The sequence below is a fragment of the Kineosporia sp. NBRC 101731 genome, assembly GCF_030269305.1.
Taxonomy (GTDB): Bacteria; Actinomycetota; Actinomycetes; order Actinomycetales; family Kineosporiaceae; genus Kineosporia.
Map to the genome: position 1 here is coordinate 243,290 of NZ_BSTC01000005.1, position 22,628 is coordinate 265,917.

At 70.0% G+C, this 22,628-nt stretch carries 17 protein-coding genes; 11 read left to right on the top strand and 6 right to left on the bottom strand.

The annotated features are described in order from the left end of the window. The first annotated feature begins 243 nt into the window (after positions 1-243). The 5 genes from QSK05_RS16650 (at position 244) to QSK05_RS16670 (ending at position 6,621) form a co-directional block, all read left to right on the top strand. A complete protein-coding gene (locus QSK05_RS16650) occupies positions 244-1,776 on the top strand; it encodes an AbeC-like domain-containing protein (protein ID WP_285598139.1) in 1,533 nt (510 codons plus the stop codon). A 69-nt stretch (positions 1,777-1,845) separates the two neighbouring features. Further along, the gene (locus tag QSK05_RS16655; RefSeq protein WP_285598140.1) at positions 1,846-4,014 is read left to right on the top strand and encodes an ArnT family glycosyltransferase; all 2,169 of its coding nucleotides are present in this window, start codon (positions 1,846-1,848) and stop codon (positions 4,012-4,014) included. A 122-nt stretch (positions 4,015-4,136) separates the two neighbouring features. Beyond that, positions 4,137-4,757 carry a hypothetical protein gene (locus tag QSK05_RS16660; RefSeq protein WP_285598141.1) on the top strand — a complete coding sequence of 207 codons (621 nt, stop codon included), beginning with the start codon at positions 4,137-4,139 and terminating at the stop codon, positions 4,755-4,757. Positions 4,758-4,838: 81 nt separating this feature from the next. After that, positions 4,839-5,798 (top strand): methylenetetrahydrofolate reductase, encoded by a 960-nt coding sequence (locus QSK05_RS16665; RefSeq protein ID WP_502879778.1) that lies wholly within the window; start codon positions 4,839-4,841, stop codon positions 5,796-5,798. 55 nt (positions 5,799-5,853) lie between these two features. Then, complete coding sequence (locus QSK05_RS16670; RefSeq protein ID WP_285598143.1) at positions 5,854-6,621, top strand: class I SAM-dependent methyltransferase; 768 nt, start codon at positions 5,854-5,856, stop codon at positions 6,619-6,621. Positions 6,622-6,744: 123 nt separating this feature from the next. Here the strand turns inward: QSK05_RS16670 and QSK05_RS16675 are convergent, their stop codons facing one another. Beyond that, complete coding sequence (locus QSK05_RS16675; protein ID WP_285598144.1) at positions 6,745-7,731, bottom strand: LLM class flavin-dependent oxidoreductase; 987 nt, start codon at positions 7,729-7,731, stop codon at positions 6,745-6,747. A 185-nt stretch (positions 7,732-7,916) separates the two neighbouring features. On the opposite strand from QSK05_RS16675, the gene QSK05_RS16680 reads away from it, so the two are divergent. Further along, the gene (locus QSK05_RS16680) at positions 7,917-8,540 is read left to right on the top strand and encodes a class I SAM-dependent methyltransferase (protein WP_285598145.1); all 624 of its coding nucleotides are present in this window, start codon (positions 7,917-7,919) and stop codon (positions 8,538-8,540) included. Between the two features lie 34 nt (positions 8,541-8,574). Here the strand turns inward: QSK05_RS16680 and QSK05_RS16685 are convergent, their stop codons facing one another. After that, complete coding sequence (locus tag QSK05_RS16685; RefSeq protein ID WP_285598146.1) at positions 8,575-12,450, bottom strand: PAS domain S-box protein; 3,876 nt, start codon at positions 12,448-12,450, stop codon at positions 8,575-8,577. Positions 12,451-12,570: 120 nt separating this feature from the next. Between QSK05_RS16685 and QSK05_RS16690 the strand changes: the two genes are divergently transcribed. Continuing rightward, positions 12,571-13,041, top strand: coding sequence for a hypothetical protein (locus QSK05_RS16690; RefSeq protein ID WP_285598147.1), 471 nt, complete (start codon positions 12,571-12,573; stop codon positions 13,039-13,041). A gap of 418 nt (positions 13,042-13,459) precedes the next feature. Next, on the top strand, positions 13,460-13,921 hold the full coding sequence (locus QSK05_RS16695; RefSeq protein ID WP_285598148.1) for a hypothetical protein: 462 nt from the start codon (positions 13,460-13,462) through the stop codon (positions 13,919-13,921). A 97-nt stretch (positions 13,922-14,018) separates the two neighbouring features. Here QSK05_RS16695 and QSK05_RS16700 read toward each other — a convergent pair whose 3' ends face one another. Together QSK05_RS16700 and QSK05_RS16705 are read right to left on the bottom strand one after the other, a co-directional pair. After that, positions 14,019-15,302 carry an acyltransferase family protein gene (locus tag QSK05_RS16700; RefSeq protein WP_285598149.1) on the bottom strand — a complete coding sequence of 428 codons (1,284 nt, stop codon included), beginning with the start codon at positions 15,300-15,302 and terminating at the stop codon, positions 14,019-14,021. Between the two features lie 142 nt (positions 15,303-15,444). After that, complete coding sequence (locus QSK05_RS16705; RefSeq protein ID WP_285598150.1) at positions 15,445-16,407, bottom strand: helix-turn-helix transcriptional regulator; 963 nt, start codon at positions 16,405-16,407, stop codon at positions 15,445-15,447. Between the two features lie 256 nt (positions 16,408-16,663). Between QSK05_RS16705 and QSK05_RS16710 the strand changes: the two genes are divergently transcribed. After that, positions 16,664-17,875, top strand: a complete 1,212-nt coding sequence (locus QSK05_RS16710; RefSeq protein WP_285598151.1) for a GNAT family N-acetyltransferase — start codon at positions 16,664-16,666, stop codon at positions 17,873-17,875. 60 nt (positions 17,876-17,935) lie between these two features. Here QSK05_RS16710 and hutH read toward each other — a convergent pair whose 3' ends face one another. Further along, positions 17,936-19,525 (bottom strand): histidine ammonia-lyase, encoded by a 1,590-nt coding sequence (hutH, locus tag QSK05_RS16715; protein ID WP_502879769.1) that lies wholly within the window; start codon positions 19,523-19,525, stop codon positions 17,936-17,938. Between the two features lie 149 nt (positions 19,526-19,674). On the opposite strand from hutH, the gene QSK05_RS16720 reads away from it, so the two are divergent. Beyond that, positions 19,675-20,379: a copper resistance CopC family protein gene (locus QSK05_RS16720; RefSeq protein WP_285598153.1), complete on the top strand. Its 705-nt coding sequence runs from the start codon at positions 19,675-19,677 to the stop codon at positions 20,377-20,379. Here QSK05_RS16720 and QSK05_RS16725 read toward each other — a convergent pair. Continuing rightward, positions 20,367-21,569, bottom strand: coding sequence for a hypothetical protein (locus QSK05_RS16725; protein WP_285598154.1), 1,203 nt, complete (start codon positions 21,567-21,569; stop codon positions 20,367-20,369). The two genes, QSK05_RS16720 and QSK05_RS16725, sit on opposite strands and share 13 nt — an antisense overlap. Before the next feature lie 226 nt (positions 21,570-21,795). Here QSK05_RS16725 and QSK05_RS16730 point away from each other — a divergent pair, with 226 nt between their 5' ends. Then, positions 21,796-22,422 carry a hypothetical protein gene (locus QSK05_RS16730; RefSeq protein ID WP_285598155.1) on the top strand — a complete coding sequence of 209 codons (627 nt, stop codon included), beginning with the start codon at positions 21,796-21,798 and terminating at the stop codon, positions 22,420-22,422. Positions 22,423-22,628 lie beyond the last annotated feature (206 nt).

The following is a 22,628-nucleotide window of genomic DNA, read 5'->3' on the forward strand; positions in this document are numbered from 1 at the left end:
TATGAGTGAATTGCCCGGAATTGTGATGACCTTGAGGCGTAGGTGACGCCGGGCGGTGTTCGGGACTGGTCCCGGAACCGGGCGGCCGACGAAATGTGACCGGCAAAGATGGCCGACTCGCCCCGGGGTGTCGCTGTTGGGCTATTACTCGGTGCATCATCTAGACGGTGCGCCCGGACGGGTGAAAGCGTCGTCTGCGGTTAGCGGTGCAGAAACGGTCAATGAGCGACGCAGGGAGCCTGAATGCCGCCCTCGGAAACTTCGCGTCACCACGGTGCCGCCCGGACCGTGGTGGACAAGCTGCAGCTGATGTCCAACGCACCGCCTGAGGTCCGGGTCCGGCAGGCGCTGCAGCCGCCCTGGGCCGGCCGACGGCAGCCGGTGCGGCGCCCGCAGTCGTTCACGCCCGCCGGTGACGGCATCACCCGGCAGCTCTGCTCCGCCATCCATCTGAACGCCTCGTTCGGCGGTGAGGTGCTCAACGACCTCGTCTACCCCGACTGGAAGGCGATGGCGCCGAACTGGCACATCGATGCGGTCGCGCTGGCCCGGCACGCCGCCCAGGCCAAGCAGCGCCGTGAGACCCGTGACGTCTGGCTGCTCGTGGTGACCGCCGCGGTGGCCATCGTGCTGGAGGTCGCGCTGGTCTCGATCTTCACCGGGGAACTGGGGCCCGGCGGCCTGCTGATGCTCGCGTTCCTGGTGCTGGTCGGCTCGTACCTGGCGGGCTTCGCGATCATCTGGAAGCACTACCGGGCCGTACACGACTCGGCCCTGGCCTCGATCGGCATCAAGGGCCTCAACGCCGTGGAACCCCCGCCGCTGCCCGAGGAGATCGAGGGTCCGATCCGCAGTTCGGGGCGGGCCAACGTGGTGGTCTTCGCCGGGAAGACGCCGTTCAACGGTTCCGGCGAACAGATCGACAGCTGGAGCTTCACGGTCGACACCCGGGTCGGCACCGCGAGCGACCTGGGCAAGCGCGGTGAACCGCAGCCGTTCGACAGCATCGACCTGCATCGCTACCTGCTCGAGCAGATCCCGCTGACGATGGAGAACAAGCCGCGCACGGGGCACCGGCTGTACGTCATCGGGGGTCACGCCCGGGCGGTGGGTGGCCTGTTCCGGCAGGGTCCCGTGCTCGACGACCCGGACTACGAACTGCGCTTTCGCCGGCCGGTCTCGGAGGTCACGCCCGAGCACATCGACAAGGCGCTGCGTAACCAGCACCGTTCGGCCCGGCCGTACACCTTCTTCGAGGTCGTCGGCTGGGACGGGCAGGTGGTGGTGACCCTGTTCGTGCGGGTGGAGAAGCACGGCCCGATGCTCGAGGTGGAGATGGCGGTGACCGCGCTGCGGCCGCTGAAGCCCGACTACGGCGACGTGGTGAAGATCCCGCTGGGTCCGGGTGCCCATCGGCTGCCCCTGCTGCGCACGGTGCTGCCGATGGTGTGGCCGTTGCTGTGGGGCAGCCCTTCCCGCACCATCCGCAAGATCCGGATGGACCGGCACGAGGGTGCCGCGCGGGTCGACCTGGACCAGGAGCTCGAGGAGCGCAACGACCTGAGCTGGGCCGCGGCGCCCAGCCTGCGTGACCGTACGGCCGCCGCGGCGAACGGTAACCACTTCGGGGCGGCGGACGAGAAGATCTATCAGCACGCCTTCAAGCGCCGGTCGATCGACGTGCTGCGGCAGTTCCTGGTGGAGCACGACGTGGACGTCAAGGAGTTCGACCTGGCGGCGTCATTCATGGTGCCGGGCCAGGGCGCGGCCAGCTGACGGGTTTCCATAGCTGACGTACAGGTAACGGTCGGCCCTCGTGCAGGGGCCGGGTAGAGCGTTCTCACCATGACGACGACCTCGCCCGGCCCAGACACGGTTCACCGGGCCGACCCATCGGGCACTGCGACGCCCGGCCGGCTTGACGACTCTTCCGGACGGCAGCGTGGCCGTCGTCGCTTCCTCAGCTCCGCGGACGGTGACCCGCGCTGGGCCCGCCCCGCCTTCCTCGTCCTGTTGCTCGCGACCGCCGTGCTCTACATCCAGAACGTCGCGGTCTCCGGTAACGCCAACGAGTTCTACGCGGCCGCCGTACAGGCCGCCTCGAAGAGCTGGAAGGCCTGGTTCTTCGGCTCGTTCGACGCCGCGAACTTCATCACCGTGGACAAGCCCCCGGCCTCCACCTGGGTGATGGGCCTCTCCGCCCGGATCTTCGGGTACAGCAGCTGGAGCATGCTGGTGCCGCAGGCCCTTGAGGCCGTGGCTGCCGTCGGCCTGCTCTACGCCGCGGTGAAGCGCTGGTCCGGGCCCGCCGCCGGACTGCTCGCGGGGGCGGTCCTGGCGCTCACCCCGGCCGCCGCGCTGATCTTCCGGTTCAACAACCCGGACGCCCTGCTCGCGCTGCTGATGACCGCCGCGACCTACTGCATGGTGCGCGCGGTGGAGAACGGCTCGACGAAGTGGGTGCTGCTCTGCGGCAGCGCCCTGGGCTTCGCCTTCCTGACCAAGATGCTCCAGGGCTGGCTGATCGTGCCCGCCCTCGGCCTGGCCTACCTGGTCTGCGCGCCGACCTCGTTCAAGCGCCGCTTCGCCCAGCTGATCGGCGGCCTGGTCGCGATGATCGTCTCGTGCGGCTGGTGGATCGCCATCGTCGAGCTGTGGCCCGCGGACTCCCGCCCGTACATCGGTGGCTCGGAGAACAACTCCATCCTCGAGCTGGTGCTCGGCTACAACGGCCTGGGCCGGATCCTCGGTGGTGACGGCAACGGCGGTGGCGGTGGCGGCATGACCGGCGGCACCGCCGGATCGTCGTTCGGCGGTGCCACCGGCCTGAACCGGCTGTTCGGCTCCGAGATGGGCAACGAGATCTCCTGGCTGCTGCCCACCGCCCTGGTGGCACTGGTCTTCGGCCTGCTCCTGACCTGGCGCAACCCGCGCACCGACCGCACCCGCGCGGCCCTGATCATGTGGGGCGGCTGGATGCTGACGGTCGGCCTGATCTTCAGCTACATGAAGGGCACCATCCACCCGTACTACACGGTGGCCCTGGCTCCGGCCATCGGTGCGGTCGTGGCGATCGGCGGCAAGACCTGCTGGGACGCCCGTCACCTCTGGCGGGCCCGGATCGGCCTGGCCGGGATGATCCTGGCCTCCGGCCTGTGGTCCTACACGCTGCTGGCCCGCAACGCCGACTGGGCCCCCGGCCTGCGCTACGTCATCCTGGCCGTCACGGTGATCGCCGCGATCGGCCTCGTACTCCCGATCCGCCTGGCCGCCAAGGCACTGGTCACACTGGTCCTGGCCGGGATGCTCGCGGGTCTGGCCGGCACCGCCTCCTACGCGGTCGCCACCACCACGCAGTCGCACACCGGTTCCATCCCCTCGGTCGGCCCGGCCAGCGCGGCCTCCGCGTCCGGCGGTGGCTTCGGTGGAGGCGGCGGGGGCATGCCCGGCGGCATGGGCGGCACGGGCTCGTCGGAGACAGGCACCCCGCCCGGCGGCACCACCGGCAGCACCGAAGGCGGAACGAGCACCGACGGCAGCACGGGTACTGACGGCAGCACCGAGAGCGGTGGCACGACGCTGCCGGGACAGTCCGGCACCTCCAGCGACGACGACAGCACGACCACCGGTCGCGGTGGGTTCGGCGGTGGTGGCATGGGAGGCGGCTCGTCAGTCAGTGACGAACTGGTCGAACTGCTGAAGAACGCCGGCACCACCTGGGCGGCTGCGACGGTCAGCTCGAACTCGGCGGCGCCCCTGCAACTGGCCAGCGACGAGCCGATCATGGCGATCGGCGGGTTCAGCGGCAGTGACCCGGCACCCACGCTGGCGCAGTTCCAGGAGTACGTGGCCAACGGTGACGTGCGGTACTTCATCGGCAGCGGTAGCGGCGGCGGGGGTGGCGGTATGGGTGGTAACAGCGAGATCGCCACCTGGGTTGCGGCGAATTACACCGCGACTACCGTGGGCAACCAGACGGTGTACGACCTCCAGGCTGCCACCACGGACTCGTAGACCGCGCCGGAGTCCGGCCAGATCTGGTGCGGTGGCGTTGCGGATCCCCTCCCCGCAGCGCCACCGCACTACTTTTGTCAGACACTCTCATCGCGAGCGAGCTCTCACACAGAGGTGGGGCCGTGCAGACACTTGATCTGGAGCCGGGGTCAGCGGACCCGCCGGCCGATCCGCCGTCGACACCCCTGAGACTGGCGCTCTACGTGTTAGGGGTGGTGGGCGTCCTCCTGCTCGGTTCTGTCGTGGTCGGCCGGACCGAGAACGGCGTCCGGCGCCTCGACTCCCTGCCCACCCCGTCGTTCACCCGGATCCAGCTCGACGCCCTGCCGGTCTCGCTGCGTGAGACCTGCCCGGTGCGCACCGACCACCGCAACCACCTCACCGTCTCCTTCACCCTCGCGAACACCACCTCGTCGTCCGTTCTCGTCGAAGACCTGGACGGCCTGGCCCGGGGCGGCCTGCGACAGGAGAGACGCGTGAGTGCGGGCGGCAGTTGTGAGCTCCCGGCTCACCGGCCGGTGAAAGCGGCTGTGGCGCCGAAGAAGACGCGCCTGTACACGGTGCGCTGGAAGCTACCCGACACCTGTCCCGAGCGATCTCCGCTGCGGGTCGAGGTCAGCTACCGCCAGGCCGGCGACGGCCAGACCCGATCGGGCGTGGTGATCGTGCTCGACAGCCTGCGCGGCATCGGGTTCGTGCAGTGTCCCCACGTGGTCACGGAATTTCCCGGGGTCGAGGGCTGATTCGGCTCTGCGGATGCGCAAGAGGGTTCCGGCTCCCACACTCTCCACGTGCCGTCACCTGGGAACGCCTGCCCGAAACGCATGGAATTCGGGCCCTGCGGAGGCGTTCACACCGATCTGACCTGCGAGATGGCCGATCATCCGTGCCCCTTCGCGGTGGCCGGCGAGGTGATCTCCTGGCCCGGGCCCCCGGTACCCGGCCGATCCACGCTGAACACCACGAAACCCCTCGTCCTCACCGATTTCACCGTGCGTCCCTACGACGTGCGGGCGGTGGCCGAGGTCGGCGCGATCCTGCACGGTTCGTGCGACGGGGTGCTGGTGGGCGAGCACCACAACCGCCCCGACTTCCCACCCACCCTGATGGCGAAGCTGCTCGCCGATGCCGACCTGCGCCCCTGGATCACCCTGACCTGCCGCGACCGCAACCGGGTGGTGCTGGAACAGGAGCTCGCGGGCCTGGCCGCCGCCGGCGCGGCCGGGGTGCTCTGCGTGACCGGCGACGGACGCGGCCACGACGTGCGGCCCGACGTCACCCAGGTCTTCGACATCGACAGCACCCGGCTGGCCGCGCTCGCCGCCACCACCGGTCTGCACGTCGCCGTGGCCGAATCGCCCGATGCTCCGCCGATCACGCTGCGTCCCGGGCGTCTTCGGGAGAAGCAGCGTGCCGGGGCGCAGGTCTGCCTGCTGAACCACGTGGTCTCGCCGGCCCGGGTGTCGTCATTTGTGGACGACGCCCGCACCGCTGGTGCGACTCTCCCGGTGGTCGCGGGAGTGGCCGTCTACACCGACGAACGTTCGGCGCAGGCTCTCAGCCTGCCCGGTCTGGGGTTGGATCCGGTTGCGGTACAGCGGGTTCTGAGCGCACCGGACCCGGTCGCGGCGGGGATCGCGGCCGCGGTGGAGGAGGCGCGGGCGTTACTGGCGGTGGACGGGGTGGTCGGGGTGAACCTGTCCGGGCTGGCCACGGCGCGGGGAGACGTGGCGGGTGCGCGGATCAAGGCGGCGGTGGGGGATGCGCTTCGGGCTGAGTTCTAGAACTCTGGGGAGATTTTGCATGATCACGAACGGTCTTTTTTGGGGGGTTGACGGCATGGGTGGTGACGGGGGGTCGGCGATGGAGGCCGAGTTCGGGGTTCAGGCCCTGTGGACGGCCGAGGCCGTGCGTGAACTCGGCCCGGAGTATGCGATTCCGGCGGCCTGCAAGGGCAGTGCGAGTCCGGCGATGCTCCGGTGGCTCGGGCAGGTGTGCGGGCTGCGGGAGAACGACGTGCTGGCGGACGTCGGGGGCGGTCTGGGCGGGCCCGCCGCCTTCGCGGCGCGGGAGTACCGGGTGCGGCCGATCGTGCTGGAGCCGATGGTCGAGGCGTGCCGGGCGGCGCGGTCGCTGTTCGGCGTGCCGGCTCTGAGCGTTCTCGGCGACCGGCTGCCCCTGGCCGACGGTTGCGCCGACGCCGTGTGGTGCCTGGGGGTTCTGTGCACGACGCCGGACAAGCCCGCGCTGCTGGAGGAGATCGCGCGGGTGCTGAAGCCCGGTGCCGGCCTGGGGATGCTGGTGTTCACCGCGGACGAGCCGCGGCCGGCCGGAGCCCCCGAGGGTAACGAGTTCCCTTGCGAGGACGAGCTTCCCGGGTTGCTGGAGAAGCACGGACTGGAGGTCGCCGCGGTGGTCGCCGGGGAAGGTTTGCAGGATCACGGACAGGGGTGGACGCGGTGGGCGGCCGAGGTCTCCGCGCTCGTCGGGCGGCGGCACGCCGGGGATCCGCGGCTGGACGAGGCCCGGGAGCAGGAGCGGCGGATCGGGGAGCTGATCGCGGACGGCACCGTGCGCGCGAGACTGCTCGGTGCCGTCCGGAGATGACGCGACCGGCTTGGTCCATGACTTGGTCGGCTTGGTCCATGACTTGGTCGGCCCGGCTACGCCTCGGTCGGCCTGGTCATGGATGAGCTGACCTGGCCATGGATCGGCCGGTTCGGCCAGGGCTCAGCCGGCCTGGCCCATGACCTCGGCGGTCAGCTCGACCGAGCGCAGGCGGGCCGTGGTGTCCTGGTGTCCGAAGGCCACGATCAGTTCGTCGGCGTCGGCGTGCTTCTGGAACTGCTCGAGGTAGTCCTTGACCTCGGCGGGGGTGCCGACGGCCGAGTACTTCACCATTTCCTCGAGGTGCACGGCCTCGCCCGAGTCGACGATCTGCTCGGCCTCCGCCTCGGTCAGCGAGCGGCCGCGGCCGTAGAGCAGGCCGACCCGCTGGATCTTGGCCTGACGCAGGGCCTTCTGGGCCGCCTCGGTGGTCTCGTCGGCGAACACGTTCAGCGCGGCGATCACATGCGGGGCGGCGAGGTCTTCGGAGGGCTTGAACTCGCGGCGGTAGACCTCGACGGCCTGGTGCAGCGCGGTGGGCGCGAAGTGCGAGGCGAAGGCGTAGGGCAGGCCGAGCGCGGCGGCGAGCTGGGCGCCGAACAGCGAGGAGCCGAGGATGAACAGCGGCACGTTCGTGCCCTTGCCCGGGACGGCCTGCACGCCCCGCACGCGGGACTCGCCCTTCAGGAAGCCCTTCAGCTCGACCACGTCGGTCGGGAAGTTCTCGGCGGTGGCCGGGTCGCGGCGCAGCGCGTAGGTGGTGGCCTGGTCGGAGCCGGGCGCGCGGCCCAGGCCCAGCTCGATCCGGCCCGGGTGGATCTCGGCCAGGGTGCCGAACTGCTCGGCGATGACCAGCGGGGAGTGGTTGGGCAGCATGACGCCGCCGGAGCCCAGCTTGATCGTCTTCGTGTGGGCGGCCACGTGGGCGATGAGCACGCTGGTGGCCGACGAGGCGATCGCGGCCATGTTGTGGTGCTCGGCGTACCAGACCCGCTGGTAGCCGGTCCTCTCCGCGGTCTGCGCCAGGGCGACGCTCGCGGCGATGGCCTGGGAAGGACTCTGGCCCTTCGCCACGGGAGCCAGGTCGAGGATCGACAGGGGTGTGGCCACGGTTGCATGCCCTTCGTTACGGGAGTTTCTTCCACCAGGTGCCAACCCCGGCCGGCGAAGGAGTAGTCCCGATCCGGCGGATGTGTTTGACGGTGATCGATCACTCACGCCGGTGGCCATGGGCAGCTCCAGGTAGCTCTACAGGAAGCCACCGATACCATCGACGGACCGGACGAAGGAGACAAATGCAGCCCGGATTTGCTGCAGACGCCGCCACGGCCGCCTACTACGACGCCCGGGCCGGTGAGTACGACGACTGGTACACCGGCGAGGGCCGGTTCGCGTCGCGCGACCGGCCGGGCTGGAACGACGAGGTGAATCGCCTGGTCGCCCTGGTGTCGTCGCTACCGCCTGTCCGCACGCTGGACATTGCCTGCGGCAGTGGCTTTCTCACCCGGCACCTGACCGGCCTGGTGGTCGCCCTGGACCAGAGCCCGGCGATGGTGGCCCTGGCCCAGTCGCGGCTGCCCGGTGGGGTGTCGATGACCGGCGACGCGCTCGACCTGCCGTTCGCCGCGGGCGCCTTCGACCGTGTCCTCACCGGGCACTTCTACGGGCACCTGCCGGAGGGCGAGCGGGAGACCTTCCTGGCCCAGGCCCGGCGGGTGGCACCCGAGCTGATCGTGATCGACACCGCCCGCCGCCCGGGCGTGCCCGAGGCCCGCACCGAGGAGCGCGTGCTCAACGACGGCTCGAAGCACCAGGTGTACAAGCGGTTCCTGGCCCCGGAGCAGCTGGCCGGGGAGATCGGTGGCGAGGTGCTGCTGGCCGGCACCTGGTTCGTGGTGGTGAGGGCCGTGTTCACCTGAGCAGTTGACGTCAGGGGTGACGTCAGGAGTGACGTCAGGGGTGACGCACCGGCACCCCGCCGAGGGCCTCGACGAGATCCTCGGCCCGCACCGGCTTGGACAGGTACCCGTCCATCCCGGCCTGGGCACAGGCGTCCCGGTCTTCCTTGGTCACGCTCGCGGTCATCGCGATGATCGTCGGCTGGCGGTCGGGCGGGATCTGCGAGCGGATCGTGCGCGTGGCCTCCAGGCCGTCCATCACCGGCATGTGCATGTCCATCAGCACCACGTCGTAGTCGATCTCCCCGACGGCCTCCACGGCCTCCGCGCCGTTGGACGAGATCTCCACGGTGTGACCGAGTTTGGCCAGCATCAGCTTGCCGACCTTCTGGTTGATCTCGTTGTCCTCGACCAGCAGGATGCGCAGCTTGCCGGCGTCGGTAGGGGTCGGGCGCGGCGCTGTCGCACCGGACGTCGAGGTCGGGGTGGTGGGCCGGTCACCGGGGGGAGAGGGCTGGGGGATCTGACCGGCCCGGGCCCCGGCCGGATTCGGCCCGGGCTTCATCTGGTCGAGAGGGTCGAGAGGGTCGGGAGTGTCGGGTGTGTCGGGAGCATCGGCCGGGCCGGGTACCAGCGCCTGCCCCACCACCTCGGCCAGGGCGGCGCTGCGCACCGGTTTGGTCAGGATGGATGCGAAGATCTTTTCGTGGGTGCGGTCCCGCCGTCCGATGCTCGACAGCAGCACCAGCGGCAGGTCCTTGCCGCCGGGCAGCTGACGCAGGGCGAGGGCGAGCTGTACGCCGTCCATCACCGGCATCGCGTAGTCGAGGATCACCAGGTCGAACTGCACCCCGCTGCCGATCAGGGCGAGCGCCGTCAGGGGAGAGGCACTGTCCTGGCAGGCCATGCCGTAGCCCTCCAGCTGGAGCCGGAGAATGCGGCGGTTGGTGTCGTTGTCGTCGACGATCAGCACGTGGCGCCCGGCCACGATCGCCGGGGGTCGCTTGCGCAGGGTCTGGGGCCCGCTGAAGCGGCCCAGGGCCACGCTGAAGGTGAACTGCGACCCGACACCCACCTCACTGGTGACTGTCAGCCGTCCGTCCATCGCCTCGACGATCGCCTTGCTGATGGCCAGGCCCAGTCCGGTGCCGCCGTAGACCCGCGTCGTCGACGCGTCCACCTGACTGAACGACTTGAACAGACGTCCCATATTGGCCCGGGAGATACCGATCCCCGTGTCGGCCACGGTGAACCGCAGGCGCAACGGTGAGCCCGGCTCGTCCGGTTCGTCCGGTTCGTCGCTGCCCTCCAGTTCGACCCGCAGCAGCACGTCGCCCTGGGTGGTGAACTTGATCGCGTTGCCGACCAGGTTCGTCATCACCTGGCGCAGGCGGGTGACGTCACCGACCACCACGCCGGGGCAGTCGTCGTCCACGTGCGAGACCAGGTCGATGTCCTTCACCGATCCGGCGAACTGGGCGACGGCTCCCTCGACGCACTCGCGCAGCTCGAACGGGTGCTCCTCGAGCTCCAGGTCGCCGGACTCGATCTTGGAGAAGTCGAGGATGTCGTTGATGATCGCGAGCAGCTGGTCACCGCTGCTGCGCACGGTGTGCAGCAGCTCCCGCTGCTCGTCGTTGAGAGGTGTCTCCAGCAGCAGTCCGGTCATCCCGATCACGGCGTTCATCGGGGTGCGGATCTCGTGGCTCATGGTGGCCAGGAACGCGGACTTGGCCTTGGTGGCGTTCACCGCGGCGTCGCGGGCCTGCGTCATCGCCTCCATCGCCGCGGTCTTCTCGGCCTCGGCCCGGCGCCGCTCGGTCACGTCCAGCGCCACCGTGCAGATCGCGTTGGTCTCGCCGGACTCGTCCTGCAGCGGGACCCGCACGGTCTCGAAGTAGTGCCGCCCGTCGGCCAGGTCGGCGATCTCGTCGACGTGCACCGGGCCCTGCAACGCCCGTAGGTCGTTGGTCCGCCAGCGGCCGGCCAGCCGGGGGTCGAGTGTGTCGTCGGTGGTGCCCACCATGTCTTCCTGGGTGACCCCGAAGGCCTCCTCGAACGCCCGGTTGATCATCAGGTAGCGGCCCTGGAGGTCTTTCACGTTGATGATCGACTGGTTGTTCTGGATCACCGCGCGCAGCATGTGACTCTGCGTGTCGCGTTCCTTCTCGGCCTCGACCCGGGCGGTGACGTCGGTGGCCACGCCGATGTAGCCGTTGATCTCGGTCGGGTCGCCGTCGTGCATCGGCACCATCGACACGGTGACCAGACGGCGGGTGCCGTCCTTGGCGATGTAGGTACGCGGGCGCATCAGGGCCGGGTGCCCGGCGTGGTCGATGAACATGGAAAGACCGAACGGCACCCCGATCTCGGCCGCGATCAGTTCCATCTCCTCCGGGTCGTGCCAGGTCAGGCCCTTCTGGGTGCCGATCACCTCGGCGGCCGTGTACCCGAGCATCCGCTCGGCGCCACGGTTCCACATGGTGATGTGGCCGGTCGTGTCGATCGCGATGAACGCGTGCTCGGTGGCGTCGAGCACCTGGGCGAACAGGTCACGGGCCCGGCGCAGCTCGCGCTCGGTGTGACGTAGTTCGGTGATGTCCTGCACCGTGCCGACGATCCGTACGCTGCCGTCGTCCCGGGCGGGTTCCCGCCGTCCCCGGCCCAGGACGATGCGTACCTGTCCGTCGGGGCGCACGATGCGGTACTCGATCTCCTCCGCGTCGCCGTTCCGGATTCGCTCGGTGGCCTGCCGCACCCGGTCGCGGTCGTCGGGGTGGTTGAAGGCACGGGCCTGCTCGATCGACGGGACGGTGGTCGCCGGATCGGCGCCGAACACCCGGAAGAGCTGCGGGGACCACCACGAGGTGCCGGCGGTCAGGTCGACCGACCAGCTGCCGAGCTCGGCGATCTCCTGGGCCTCCTCCAGCTGGTTCCCCCGCCGGATCGCCTCGGCCGTGGCGGCGCTGAGAGCGTGCTGGACGACCATCTTCTGGGTGACGTCGCGTCCCACCACCATCATCTCGGTGACCGCGCCGCCGGCGTCCTGGATCGGCAGCATCGTCACCTCGATCTGCCGGTAGGTGTGGTCGCCCTGGTGCAGCAGACGCGTGGTGAAGTCGCGGCGCTGCCCGGCGTTCACGTCCGCCAGGGCCTGCTGCACCGACTCCAGTTCACCCGGGTGCACCAGCGTGCGCATGATGTCGGAGTCGGCCATCGCGGTCTCCGGATTCATCCCGAGCACGGCGTGCAGGGCGTGCGACGCGTACCGCACGTGCCCCTGCGGGGAGAGCCGGGCGATCACGTCGGGCGAGCTCTCCACCAGCATCCGGTACCGGCGCTCGGACTCGGCGACCTGGCCGATCAGCCGCTGCCGCTCGGCCAGCTCCTGCTCCCGCTCGAACAGGGTGCGGCGCAGGGTGAGCTGGGCCATCACCTGGTCGGCCAGCACGCGCAGCAGGTCCAGCTGGTCGGGTGTGAGCCGACGGGGCTCGTAGTCGATCACGCACAGGGTGCCGAGGATCTCGCCGGTGGGCGTCTCCAGCGGGAAACCGGCGTAGAAGCGAATGTCCGGCGCTCCCGTGACGAGGGGGTTCTCGGCGAAACGGGGGTCGGTCGAGGCGTCGTTGACGATCACCGGCCGGCCCTCGCGCACCACGTGGTCGCACAGCGCGGTGCGCCGGTCGCCCTCGCGGTTGGTCATGCCGACCGCGGCCTTGAACCACTGGCGGTGCTCGTCGATCAGCGTGATCGTCGAGCTGGGGGTGCGGGCGATCGACGACGCGACCTTGACCAGCGCGTCGAAGCCGGGTTCGGGGTCGGTGTCGAGCACGCGGTAGGTGTCCAGCTCGGCCAGCCGCCGGGTCTCGGCCGGATCGGCCGGATCAGCCGGGCCGGCCGGGTCTGAGTCGTCCGCGGGGTACTCGCTCACGGTCTGCCTATCGGCTGTCCAGGGCCCGCGCTGGACCGTGTCGGCCCGGGTTGCACCGGTCGGAACCGGGCCTGTCGCGACCTCGTTGGACACGGAAAGTTCACATCTGGGGAGGCACGTGTGGTTTCGAAGCAGTCCGTCGTGGCCCGGTCACTGGTGGTGCTCCCGCTCGCAGCCCTGTTGCTGGCTGGGTGCGGCGAGGACACCGACGCCCGGATCGAGCAGCTGAACGACTCGGCCAACAGCCTGAACGACGGCGCTCAGCAGCTCGAGGACGCCACGGAGAACCTCGATCTGGATCAGGCCGAGGAGAACCTCCGCAATGCCGCCGAGAACCTCGGTGAAGCCGGTCAGGCCAAGGCCGCCTGCTCTGCCGTCAGCACGGTGGTGGGCACCAGCGAGGGCGATGGCACCAAGGCCGCGACCGCGCGGCTCGCAGCCACGGTCTCCACCATCTTCGCCACGGTGGGTGACGAATCAGGAACAGATCTAGACCTCGACGCAATGCTGCAGGAGACCTGCCCCGCCGTCCATGAGCAGGCCCTCGGCCTGATCGAGCGAGACAGCCTGAACGAGTTGTACAGCAACTGAAATGTCACACTGAGTTACCTGTGGTGTCCTGGGGCAACGGTGGAGGGCTGATGAGGGCAAGGCCACGCCCGGAGTGTCTGTGAGAAATATCGGCGTTCCTGGTGGATGTGAGCGAAGATGCGCTGGATGGGCTTAGTGGGAATCTTGAGAACGCAGCAAAGGGTGAGATTGGCGGGGTAGCCTGCTGGGCGGCTGAGGGTGTGCTCGCCGGGGTCGAAGGCGACCTGGAGCGACGTACGACGTCAACTCTCACCATGTCGTTGAGTTACATGGTCTCGATATCGGTAGTGGATCCACGCTGGTCGAGGCCGACCGGGTCGACCTGGGCCGCACAACGGCCCGGATCGTGCCGGCGTGCACCAGGACCGTTCGAGACCACCGGGCTGAACAGCCTGAATGATCTTCCGGAGAGCTGATCGTGTTACGTGGTGTACGCAAGACGGTGTTGGTCCTGGCCGCGGCCCCGCTGGTGGGTCTCGTGCTGGCCGGATGTGGTGGAAGCAGTGGTGACGAGAGCAAGTCGGCTGCGACCACGACGACGGACGCGGTCAACACCGCGACCGACGTGCCCACGGCCACGACGTCGGGTCAGCGGTTCGACATCACGGCCGTGATGGTGTGCGACGCCGTGCAGTCGGCGCTGGACTCCGCCGGGGAGCTGAGCTCGGAGCCCGAGCAGCGCGCGAAAGACCAGGTGCAGTTCCAGAAAGACCTGGTGACCAGTCTGGAGACGGCGTTCCGCGGCTCCAAGACGCCCCGCGCGACGATCACGACCGTCAAGGTGGACAAGCTGATGGACTCCGGCTGCCCGGGTCTGCGGGTCAAGGCCCTGACGACCGCCAAGATGAGCACCATGGCGATGCTGAAAGACGTGAAGTAGCCCGACGTGGCCTGAAGTGGTCGCGGCCCGGCAGATCCCGTGACGCAAGAGCGCGCAGACCCGGTGGGCCTGCGCGCTCTTGGTGGTGTTCCGGGTGTCAGACCGACACGGGCTCCCGCACCACCGGCTCGGGGGCGGGCTTCGGCTTCTTCTTCGGCTGCCACGCCGTCTCGATGTAGCGGTGCCCGATCTCGGCCAGGCTGATCGCCCCGATCATGCCCACGACGATGATGACCGCGGCCACCTTCGGCGCCTCCGGGTTCAGGCCGCGCAGCTCCAGCACCAGCTTCACGCTCATCAGGACCGGGCCGTGCAGCGCGTAGATGGCGAACGAGCGGCTGCCCAGCCACTGCACGACCGGTGTGTTCAGCAGCCACTTCGCCGGGCCGCCGGAGGGCAGGGCCAGGCTGACCACCAGAACCGGCGCCAGCAGCATCATCGGCAGGAACCGGAACTCCCGCACGAAACCGCGCTCCCAGCAGGCCAGCACGAGCAGGAGCAGGGAGATGACGCCGACCGGGGCGGCCCAGCGCACAGACTGTGTCGCGCCGGTCTCGGGGGAGGCGATGGTGCGACGCCGCATGAACAGCAGGTACAGCTCGTAGGTCACCATGCCGGCGCCGAGCCCGGCCAGGCCCCGGCCGAACGCCACGGTGCCCACGCTGTTCTCGGTGCTGGGCAGGGTCCAGGCCAGTACGACCATGCCGGCCAGGAAGGCGGAGGGGCCCACCAGGCGGCGGTAGTAGGCCGTGGGCATGAATGCCACCACGGCCACGATCAGGATGTTCACCCACAGCTCGACCGACAGCGACCAGGCCGCGGCGTACCCGGAGAACTGCGGGCCGAGGATGCCCTGCACCAGCACGAGACTTGACGCCCAGGCCCGCAGGTTGCTGTCGGCGTGGTGGAAGGCGCCCCGCTCCGGCGTGTGGAAGATGCCGAACTGCTGGCACAGCGCGAGCACCGTCACGCCCAGCAGGGCGATGGCCCAGCCGGTCAGGTGCAGCGGCATGAAGCGGCGTACCCGCAGCTCGGCGAAGCGCAGGAAGTCCTCACGGTGGCGGGTGCGCAGCATGGTGCGCGCCATCACGAAACCACTGAGCACGAAGAACAGGTCCACCATCAGGTAGCCACCGGTGATCAGCCGGTCGAGCGAGTCCGGGATGCCGATGTCCCGGAACTCACGCCGTAGGTGGAAGACCACCACCACGATCGCGGCCAGGCCTCTCAGGCCGTCCAGAGCGGTGAAACGTCTGGGAATGGCCGGGGCCGATGTCGTTCCACCGATAGGGCTTTCCGGCACCCCCGATTCCAGTGGTGCCTCCGGGATCGGAGGCTGGGTGCGGTCGATCCTGTCCGACGAGATGTCGGAGACGGTCATCATCAGCCTTTCACCGGGTCATGCCAACAAGCATGGAATGTTAGGTGAAGGCTATGAGGCTTGTGGGTAGATCTGTGCATCAGTTGAGAAAAGGGGCAACGATTTCACATCCCCCTAACGGAAAACCGCACCGTGTAAGGGATCAGTCACCCGCAGCTCGCTGAAAACGCTGTGCGAGGCGAGATACCGCGGTCGTCAGCTCCGGTGGGCCGAGCACTTCGAAGTCGGCCCCGATGAGCCCGAGCCACGGTGCCATCGCCTCGGGGTCGGAGCCGCCGATCGTCACCACGCAGCGGTCGTCGCCGTCCGCCTCCACCGATTCCGCCGCGGTACCCAGCCGCTCACTGATCGTGGTGGCCGGCGCGAACACCCGCAGACACGCGGTGACCGCCCACGGTACCGACCGCGTCCTCTGCTTGACGAAGGCCGCCGCATCGCCACCGGGAACCTCGCGGCCGGTGAACCGGGCACCCACCGCGATCGGGTCGCTCAGGCGGTCGGCGCGGAAGGTGCGCCAGTCGTCGCGGTCGAGGTCCCAGGCCACCAGGTACCAGCGCCGGCCCCAGCTGACCAGGCGATGCGGCTCGACGGCCCGTTGCGACGTCACCCCCGCGTGGTCGGCGTAGGTGAAGCGCACCCGCTCATGGTCCCGGCAGGCCGAGGCCAGCAGCGACAGCGCGGCCGGGTCGGCCACCGGGCCCGGTGCCGACCCGGCACCCGGCGCGACCCGCACGGTGAAGGCGGTCAGCGCGTCCACCCGCCGCCCCAGCCGGGCCGGCAGAACCCGCTGGAGCTTCATCAGGGCGCGCAGTGCACTCTCCTCGAGCCCGGCTCCCGTGGCCGTGCGCAGGCTGAGCGCGATGGCGACGGCCTCGTCGTCCTCCAGCAGCAGGGGAGGGAGGGAGGCGCCGGCCCCGAGCCGGTACCCGCCCACCGAGCCCCGGGTCGCGTTGACCGGGTAACCGAGGGAGCGCAGCCGCTCCACGTCGTGCCGGATCGTGCGGGTGCTCACGCCCAGTCGCTCGGCCAGCTCCGGTCCCGACCACTCGCGGGGCGTCTGCAGCAACGACAGCAACGTGAGCAGGCGCTTGGAGGTCTCGGCCATACCGTCAGCGTGACACGGCAAGCGGAACGATCCGTTCCTGATGCAGCTCCCCTCACTTCCGTGATCATGCAAAACCTCCCCGGCGTTCTAGAACTGTGCGGCGAGGAGTTCTAGAACTCTGGGGAGGTTTTGCATGATCACGACAGGTTGCTCGGGGGACGCCGGGGCTCGGCGGAGGGGGCGGTTCTCCTGGGCTTCGGTGGGCAACCGGGTGGGTCGCCGGGAGTAACGGTGATCACCGGGCTAGCGTCGGGTTGTGGAACACGAGATCAGGGTGCTCACCGACGCGCAGGAGATCGGCCGGTCGCTGGAGGTGTTCCTGACCGCGATGGTCGGGCTGCCGCGGGCGGACGCGGAGAAGCAGCACACGTTCATGGAGCCCGGGCGCACGGTCGGGGCCTACCTGCCCGGGGAGCGGCTGGTCGGCACGGCCAGTTCGTTCACCAGCTGGATGATCGTGCCCGGCGGCCGGAAGGTGCCGCAGGCCGCGGTCACCGACGTCGGTGTGCTGCCCACCCACACCCGGCGCGGCCTGGCCAGTGCCCTGGTGCGGAACCAGCTGGAACAGTGCCTGGCCCGGGGCGAGATCCTGGCCAGTCTGCGGGCCAGCGAGGCCACGATCTACGAGCGCTGGGGTTTCGGCATCGCCAGCGCCGTGGCCGCGGTGGATATCACCGTGCCCCGGGCGCAGTTCCGGGTCGGCGTGCCCCAGGGCGGTGACGTGCGCCTGATCGACCTGCGCGAGCGCGCCGACCAGGACCTGCTGGCCCGGATCTACGCCGGCGCCAACTGGGTCGGGGCCATCGACCGGTCGAGCTACTGGTGGCGTGCCAAGGCTCACATGCGTCAGCTGAGCCAGGAGCACGTTTATGCCGTCGTGCACGGTATCCCCGGTCACGAAGACGGTTTCGCGATCTACAAGCCCGAGGACACGACCGCCTGGTTCCGCTCGAAAGACCGCGGCATCGTGGTCGGCGACTTCGTGGCCAGCACCTCACGCGCGCACTTCGGGCTGATGCGGTACCTGCTGTCGATCGACCTGCTGCAGCGGGTGGTGCTCGACCCGATGCCGGTGGATCACTCGCTGGAGAAGCTGCTCACCGACGAGCGGGCCGTGAACACCCACTCCGTGCGCGACGAGACCTGGCTGCGGCTGGTCGACGTGCAGGCGGCTCTGCGCGCCCGCACCTACCGGGCCCCGGGCGAGGCCGTGCTGGAGGTGCGTGACGCGTTGCTGCGTGAGAACACCGGCCGCTACCTGGTTTCCGCCGACGGCGTGGCCCGCACCGACCGGCGGCCGGACATCACGCTCGACGTGTCCCAGCTGGCCTGCACCTACCTGGGCGGCACCTGCTTCTGGCAGCTGGCCCAGGCCGGTCGCATCGCCGTGCACGACGACGAGGGTCTGACCCGTGCAGACCACCTGTTCGGCCTGAGGCGGGCCCCCTTCAGCGGCACGATGTTCTGAAAGCCCCCCCCAAAACCGAACAAGAAAGGGTGAGGCTCACCCCCACCCTCACCCTCGTCCTCAATGCAGCCCGGGCACCGCTCCCCGAGCCGCCTCGAGTACCGCACCCGAGCGAATCGCCGCGCTCACCCAGCCGATCTCGGGAGCCAGGAAGCGGTCCGGCCCGGGCCCCTCGACCCCGGTGCGCAGCAGGTCACGCACGGCGCCGGTGCCCCGCGCGGGCTGAAGGGGCGCCCGGAGGTCCAGCGATCGGGCCGCGGTCATCAACTCGATCGCCAGCACGTCGCGCAGGCCGTCCACGGCCTTACGCAGTTTACGGGCGGCGTGCCAGCCCATCGAGACGTGGTCCTCCTGCATGGCCGAGGACGGGATCGAGTCCACCGAGGCCGGGGCCGCCAGTCTCTTCAGCTCCGACACGATCCCGGCCGCGGTGTACTGCGCGATCATCAGACCCGAGTCCACGCCCGGGGTCTGGGCCAGGAACGGGGGCAGGCCGTCGTTGCGCCTGGCGTCCAGGTGCCGGTCGGTGCGGCGCTCGCTCATGCTGGCCAGGTCGGCGACCGCGATCGCGAGGAAGTCCAGGGCGTAGGCCACCGGGGCGCCGTGGAAGTTGCCGTTGGACTCGACCCGGCCGTCGTGCGTCACCACCGGGTTGTCGATGGCCGAGGTGAGTTCGCGCAGGGCCACCAGCCGGGCGTGTTCCAGGGTGTCGCGCACTGCGCCGTGCACCTGCGGGGCGCAGCGCAGTGAGTACGCATCTTGCACGCGGGTGCACTCCGGGCCCCGATGGCTGTCGATGATCGGCGAATCCTCGAGCAGGGCGCGAAGGTTCGCTGCCGAGGACTGCTGGCCCGGGTGCGGGCGCAGCCGGGCCAGGTCGGCGGCGAACACCGCGTCGGTGCCCATCAGTGCCTCGACGCTCATGGCCGCGGACAGGTCGGCCACGGTGACCAGCCCGGTCAGGTCGTGCAGGGCCAGCACCAGCATGCCGAGCATCCCGTCGGTGCCGTTGATCAGTGCCAGGCCCTCCTTCTCGACCAGGTGCAGCGGCTCGATGCCCGCCACCGCCATGGCCTGCCCGGCGGTCATGGTGTTGCCGTCCGCGTCGGTCACCGGTCCCTCGCCCATCAGTGCCAGCGCGCAGTGGGCCAGAGGAGCGAGATCACCCGAGCAGCCCAGCGATCCGTACTCGTGCACGACCGGGGTGATCTGCGCGTTGAGCAAAGCGGCGTAGGTCTGGGCGGTCTCCGGGCGCACGCCGGTACGGCCCGTCGCCATGGTGGACAGGCGCTGCAGCATGAGCGCACGCACCACCTCGGTCTCCACCGCCGGGCCGGCGCCCGCCGCGTGTGAGCGGATCAGGCCCGCCTGCAACTGGGCGCGGGCCTCGAGGGGGATGAAGGTCGTGGCCAGTGCGCCGAAGCCGGTCGAGATGCCGTAGTGCGGCTCGGCGTCCTCGGCCAGCGCCGCGATCACGGCGCGGGACTGGGTGATCGCCGTCAGTGCGGTCGGGCTGATCTCGATCCGGGCACCGTGGCGGGCGACGGCGACGACGTCGTCCATCGTCAGCGGGCCGATGCCCAGCTCGACCGGTGCACGGGTTTCTGGGGCAGGGATAGTCGTCACGGCGTGATTCGACCGCGTCGCCATCTTCGGGGCAAGTTCTGTGCTTGTCCGACGGCTTGTCTGACTGCTTGCCTGGCGGGGCCAGTGTGATCCCTGAGATATCCGCTGTTCGGTGAATCGGGCTCCGGCGATTCGGGCTCCGCACCCTCGTCGATAGGTGACATTCTGTTGTCATGTTGTGGCTGAGAGTGAGCGACGGGTGTGGTGGACTCCGGTCGGCGACGGCTCTGGCCGCCGCCGGCGCAGGGCTGATCTTCGGTTCGGCGGGAACGGCTTTCGCTGATTCCGGGGCCGAGGTGGTGGGCGTCAGTCCTCCTCGCGAGGTGGTGAAGTTCGCGCCCTACGCCGTGTCGGTCACGTTCAGTACGGACCTGCAGGGGGCGGGTGCCTCGATGAGCATCCACGCGAGCACCGGTGAGGTCGGCGTGGGCAAGGTCTCGACCAGCTCGAGGACGCTGCGACGCTCGGTCGTGACGGGTGCTCCCAACGGGGCCTACACGGTCGACTGGTCGGCGGTGGCGGAGAACGGCGACAAGCTCTCGGGTCGTTTCCGTTTCACGGCGGGGCATCCCAACAACGACCCCCTGATCCCGGGTCGGCCGGTGCCGGAGGTGACGGTCTCGTCCCCGGCCGGGCCGGTGGTTCCCTCCCCGTCGGTCAAGGACCCGTGGCGCAGCGACGGCGACGTGACGGCCGCACCGGTGCTGGATCGCCCCGACCCGCCGGCGAACGGCGATGTCTCGTACGGGTTCCCGCTGACCGCGCTGGGGCTGGGGGCGTTGCTGGTCATCGCGGCCGGCCTGGTCAGCCGCCGGCACCCGCAGACCGGCCACGAGCGGCTGACCATCCAGACCCGTAACGGCGTCTACTCGGCCTGATCCGGCGCGTTCTCCGGCTGCTCCTTCCGTCCCGCTCGCCGGGGCAGGGGGAGCAGTTTCAGTTCGGCGGGGATCCGGTCCAGGTCGATCGTCCGGCCGCTGCGTGAGACCTTTGTGTGGGTGCCGGTTTCGGTTCCGTCGTCGGTTTCGGTTTCGGTTTTCGGATGATGGACGCCGGTCACGGCGGCCGCGGTCGGCCCGGCTTGGGTGGAACGCGGGTCGGGCGGGGCCGTCGTGGTTCCGCCGGATTCCCGATCGCCGTCTGCGCCCGGCTGATCGTGGCTGTCCGGTCGAGAGACGTCGGCCCCGGCCGGCGCGATGACGCGCACGTCCACCACGGAGGACTTCCCGGCGGAGGCGGACCGGTCCTGGTTCCCGGCGGTGTCGGCTCGTGCGGGGGTCGCGCCGGTGTCGGGTCGCGCCGGGGGCGCGGCGGGATCGGGTCGCGCCGGGGTCGTGGCGGCCCGGCGTCGCGGTAGGCGGCCCAGGGCGTCGAGCGCCCGGGTGAGCGGGGAGTGCGGGGCGCGGATCAGGGTGGCGACCAGCCAGGCCGAGAGCAGGTACACGGGCAGCAGATAGACCGCGGTGAGCACGTCGGTCCGGACGCCGCAGAGGATCAGGCCGGTGAGGGCGAGCAGGGGTGCGCTGCGGGACGTGCGGATCCGGTCGGCGCGTGAGGGACCGTGGGCCGGGAAGGCCAGCGACCCGGTGTTCGCCCGCAACCAGTACACCGTCAGGGTTCCGGTGCCGATCCCGGCGAGGGCCCTTCCCGCGGCGGTCAGCCCGATCGGCATCCAGGGGGCCGCCGTGACCGGATCGTTCACGGTCAGCAGGGCCGCACCGCTGAGCAGGGACAGGCCGCCCAGCAGAGGCGTCACCCCGAGATGCCAGAACCGGCGGCGGCCCGGCGGACGGTGCCAGGCCAGGGTGACGCCGCAGAGCACGAGCAAGAGGTCGAGGGCGACGCTGCAGCCGCTGGGCACGGGCCCGGTGAGGCCGGTCAGGGGGCCCGTCCCGCCCACGACCGCGAACGGTGCGGCGGTCAGGGCCAGGCCGGTCAGGGCCGGCAGCAGGGGCGCCCGGGATTGGCTGGTTCCTGGCGAAAAAGGCTCTGCTCCTCCCGCTTCGCTGCCTTCGGGAGAAGATGTGGCCTTGGCCGGTGCGGGTTCGGGGCGGGTCGCGGCGCTCATCGGTGACGTAGGCCCTTTCGGCAGGAACGGATGCCAGCGGAGCCTAAAGATCAACGCGCTGTGATCGGTGATTACCCAGGGTGGACACGAAGTCGGATTCGGATATCGGCCGTTCGACTCAGCCGTCCATGGCCTTCCTGTCCCTGGCGTCGCGTCCGTAAGCCTGTGTTGCTCTTGACCCAGACCTGAGCCGGGATTGTCGGTAGCGCCGGTTAGGGTTTGCCCCATGACCCCGGCGCGCGGTGCGATCCGGCTGGCCCGGTCGGCGATGTTCTCGCTGACCGCCGTCAGCCTGGCTGTCGCTGCCCACGCCGCCGGCGGCGAGCGGGTCAGTCTGCCCGTGGCCGTGCTCTGTGTCCCGGCCGTCATGCTCGTGGTCAACCTGCTCGCGGCCCGGCGCCGCGGGGCGGTCTCGCTGGTGCTGGGTCTGGGCGTCACCCAGATCGTGCTGCACGTAGCGCTGATGGCCGCGATCATGTCCGACGGCTGCCGCATGGCCGGGCGCCACCTGTCCTCCCACGTCACGGGCTACGGGGCTGCGTCGCTCACGACCTGCGACTCGGCCATGGCCGGCCACCAGGCCTCCGACATGTTCGCCATGTCGCCGCGCATGTTCACGGCCCACACCGTCGCCGTTCTGCTGCTGGCCCTTTTGCTGGCGCGGGGCGAGGCCGTGGTCTGGGCCCTGACGGGCAACCTGAGCCACCGTCTGGCGCTGCCCCGGGTCGTGACGCCACCCCCGGCGGTGCGCCCCCTCCCCGTGCTGCTCCGTGAGGCCCTGCTGCCGCTGGCCGATGTGCCGCGCCGCAGCGTGCGCCGGCGCGGGCCACCCGCCCGGTCACTCGTCTTCTGAAGAGCCCCCGTCCAGACCGGAGGGGCACCTTGCGGTGGCACCGTCCGACGGTGTCGGCCGGTCCTTGGGTAGTGGCGGGCAACCGGGCTGTGGCAGGGAACCGGGCATTACCGGGGAACATCGGTGCGGCTCGGTCGCACTGATCTTCCCCGGTCACGCGCGAAGCCCTTTCGATCTCGCGCGAGGTCGCCCAGGCAGGCCCGAGG

What these genes read in the sequence shown, in the direction of transcription:
- QSK05_RS16700 (WP_285598149.1), bottom strand. Translation starts at nt 15,302, where the DNA reads ATGACCGTCTCCGACATCTCGTCGGACAGGATCGACCGCACCCAGCCT.
- QSK05_RS16680 (WP_285598145.1), top strand. Translation starts at nt 7,917, where the DNA reads ATGCAGCCCGGATTTGCTGCAGACGCCGCCACGGCCGCCTACTACGAC.
- QSK05_RS16650 (WP_285598139.1), top strand. Translation starts at nt 244, where the DNA reads ATGCCGCCCTCGGAAACTTCGCGTCACCACGGTGCCGCCCGGACCGTG.
- QSK05_RS16720 (WP_285598153.1), top strand. Translation starts at nt 19,675, where the DNA reads ATGTTGTGGCTGAGAGTGAGCGACGGGTGTGGTGGACTCCGGTCGGCG.
- QSK05_RS16730 (WP_285598155.1), top strand. Translation starts at nt 21,796, where the DNA reads ATGACCCCGGCGCGCGGTGCGATCCGGCTGGCCCGGTCGGCGATGTTC.
- QSK05_RS16665 (WP_502879778.1), top strand. Translation starts at nt 4,839, where the DNA reads ATGGAATTCGGGCCCTGCGGAGGCGTTCACACCGATCTGACCTGCGAG.
- QSK05_RS16670 (WP_285598143.1), top strand. Translation starts at nt 5,854, where the DNA reads ATGGGTGGTGACGGGGGGTCGGCGATGGAGGCCGAGTTCGGGGTTCAG.
- QSK05_RS16655 (WP_285598140.1), top strand. Translation starts at nt 1,846, where the DNA reads ATGACGACGACCTCGCCCGGCCCAGACACGGTTCACCGGGCCGACCCA.
- QSK05_RS16725 (WP_285598154.1), bottom strand. Translation starts at nt 21,569, where the DNA reads ATGAGCGCCGCGACCCGCCCCGAACCCGCACCGGCCAAGGCCACATCT.
- QSK05_RS16705 (WP_285598150.1), bottom strand. Translation starts at nt 16,407, where the DNA reads ATGGCCGAGACCTCCAAGCGCCTGCTCACGTTGCTGTCGTTGCTGCAG.
- hutH (WP_502879769.1), bottom strand. Translation starts at nt 19,525, where the DNA reads ATGGCGACGCGGTCGAATCACGCCGTGACGACTATCCCTGCCCCAGAA.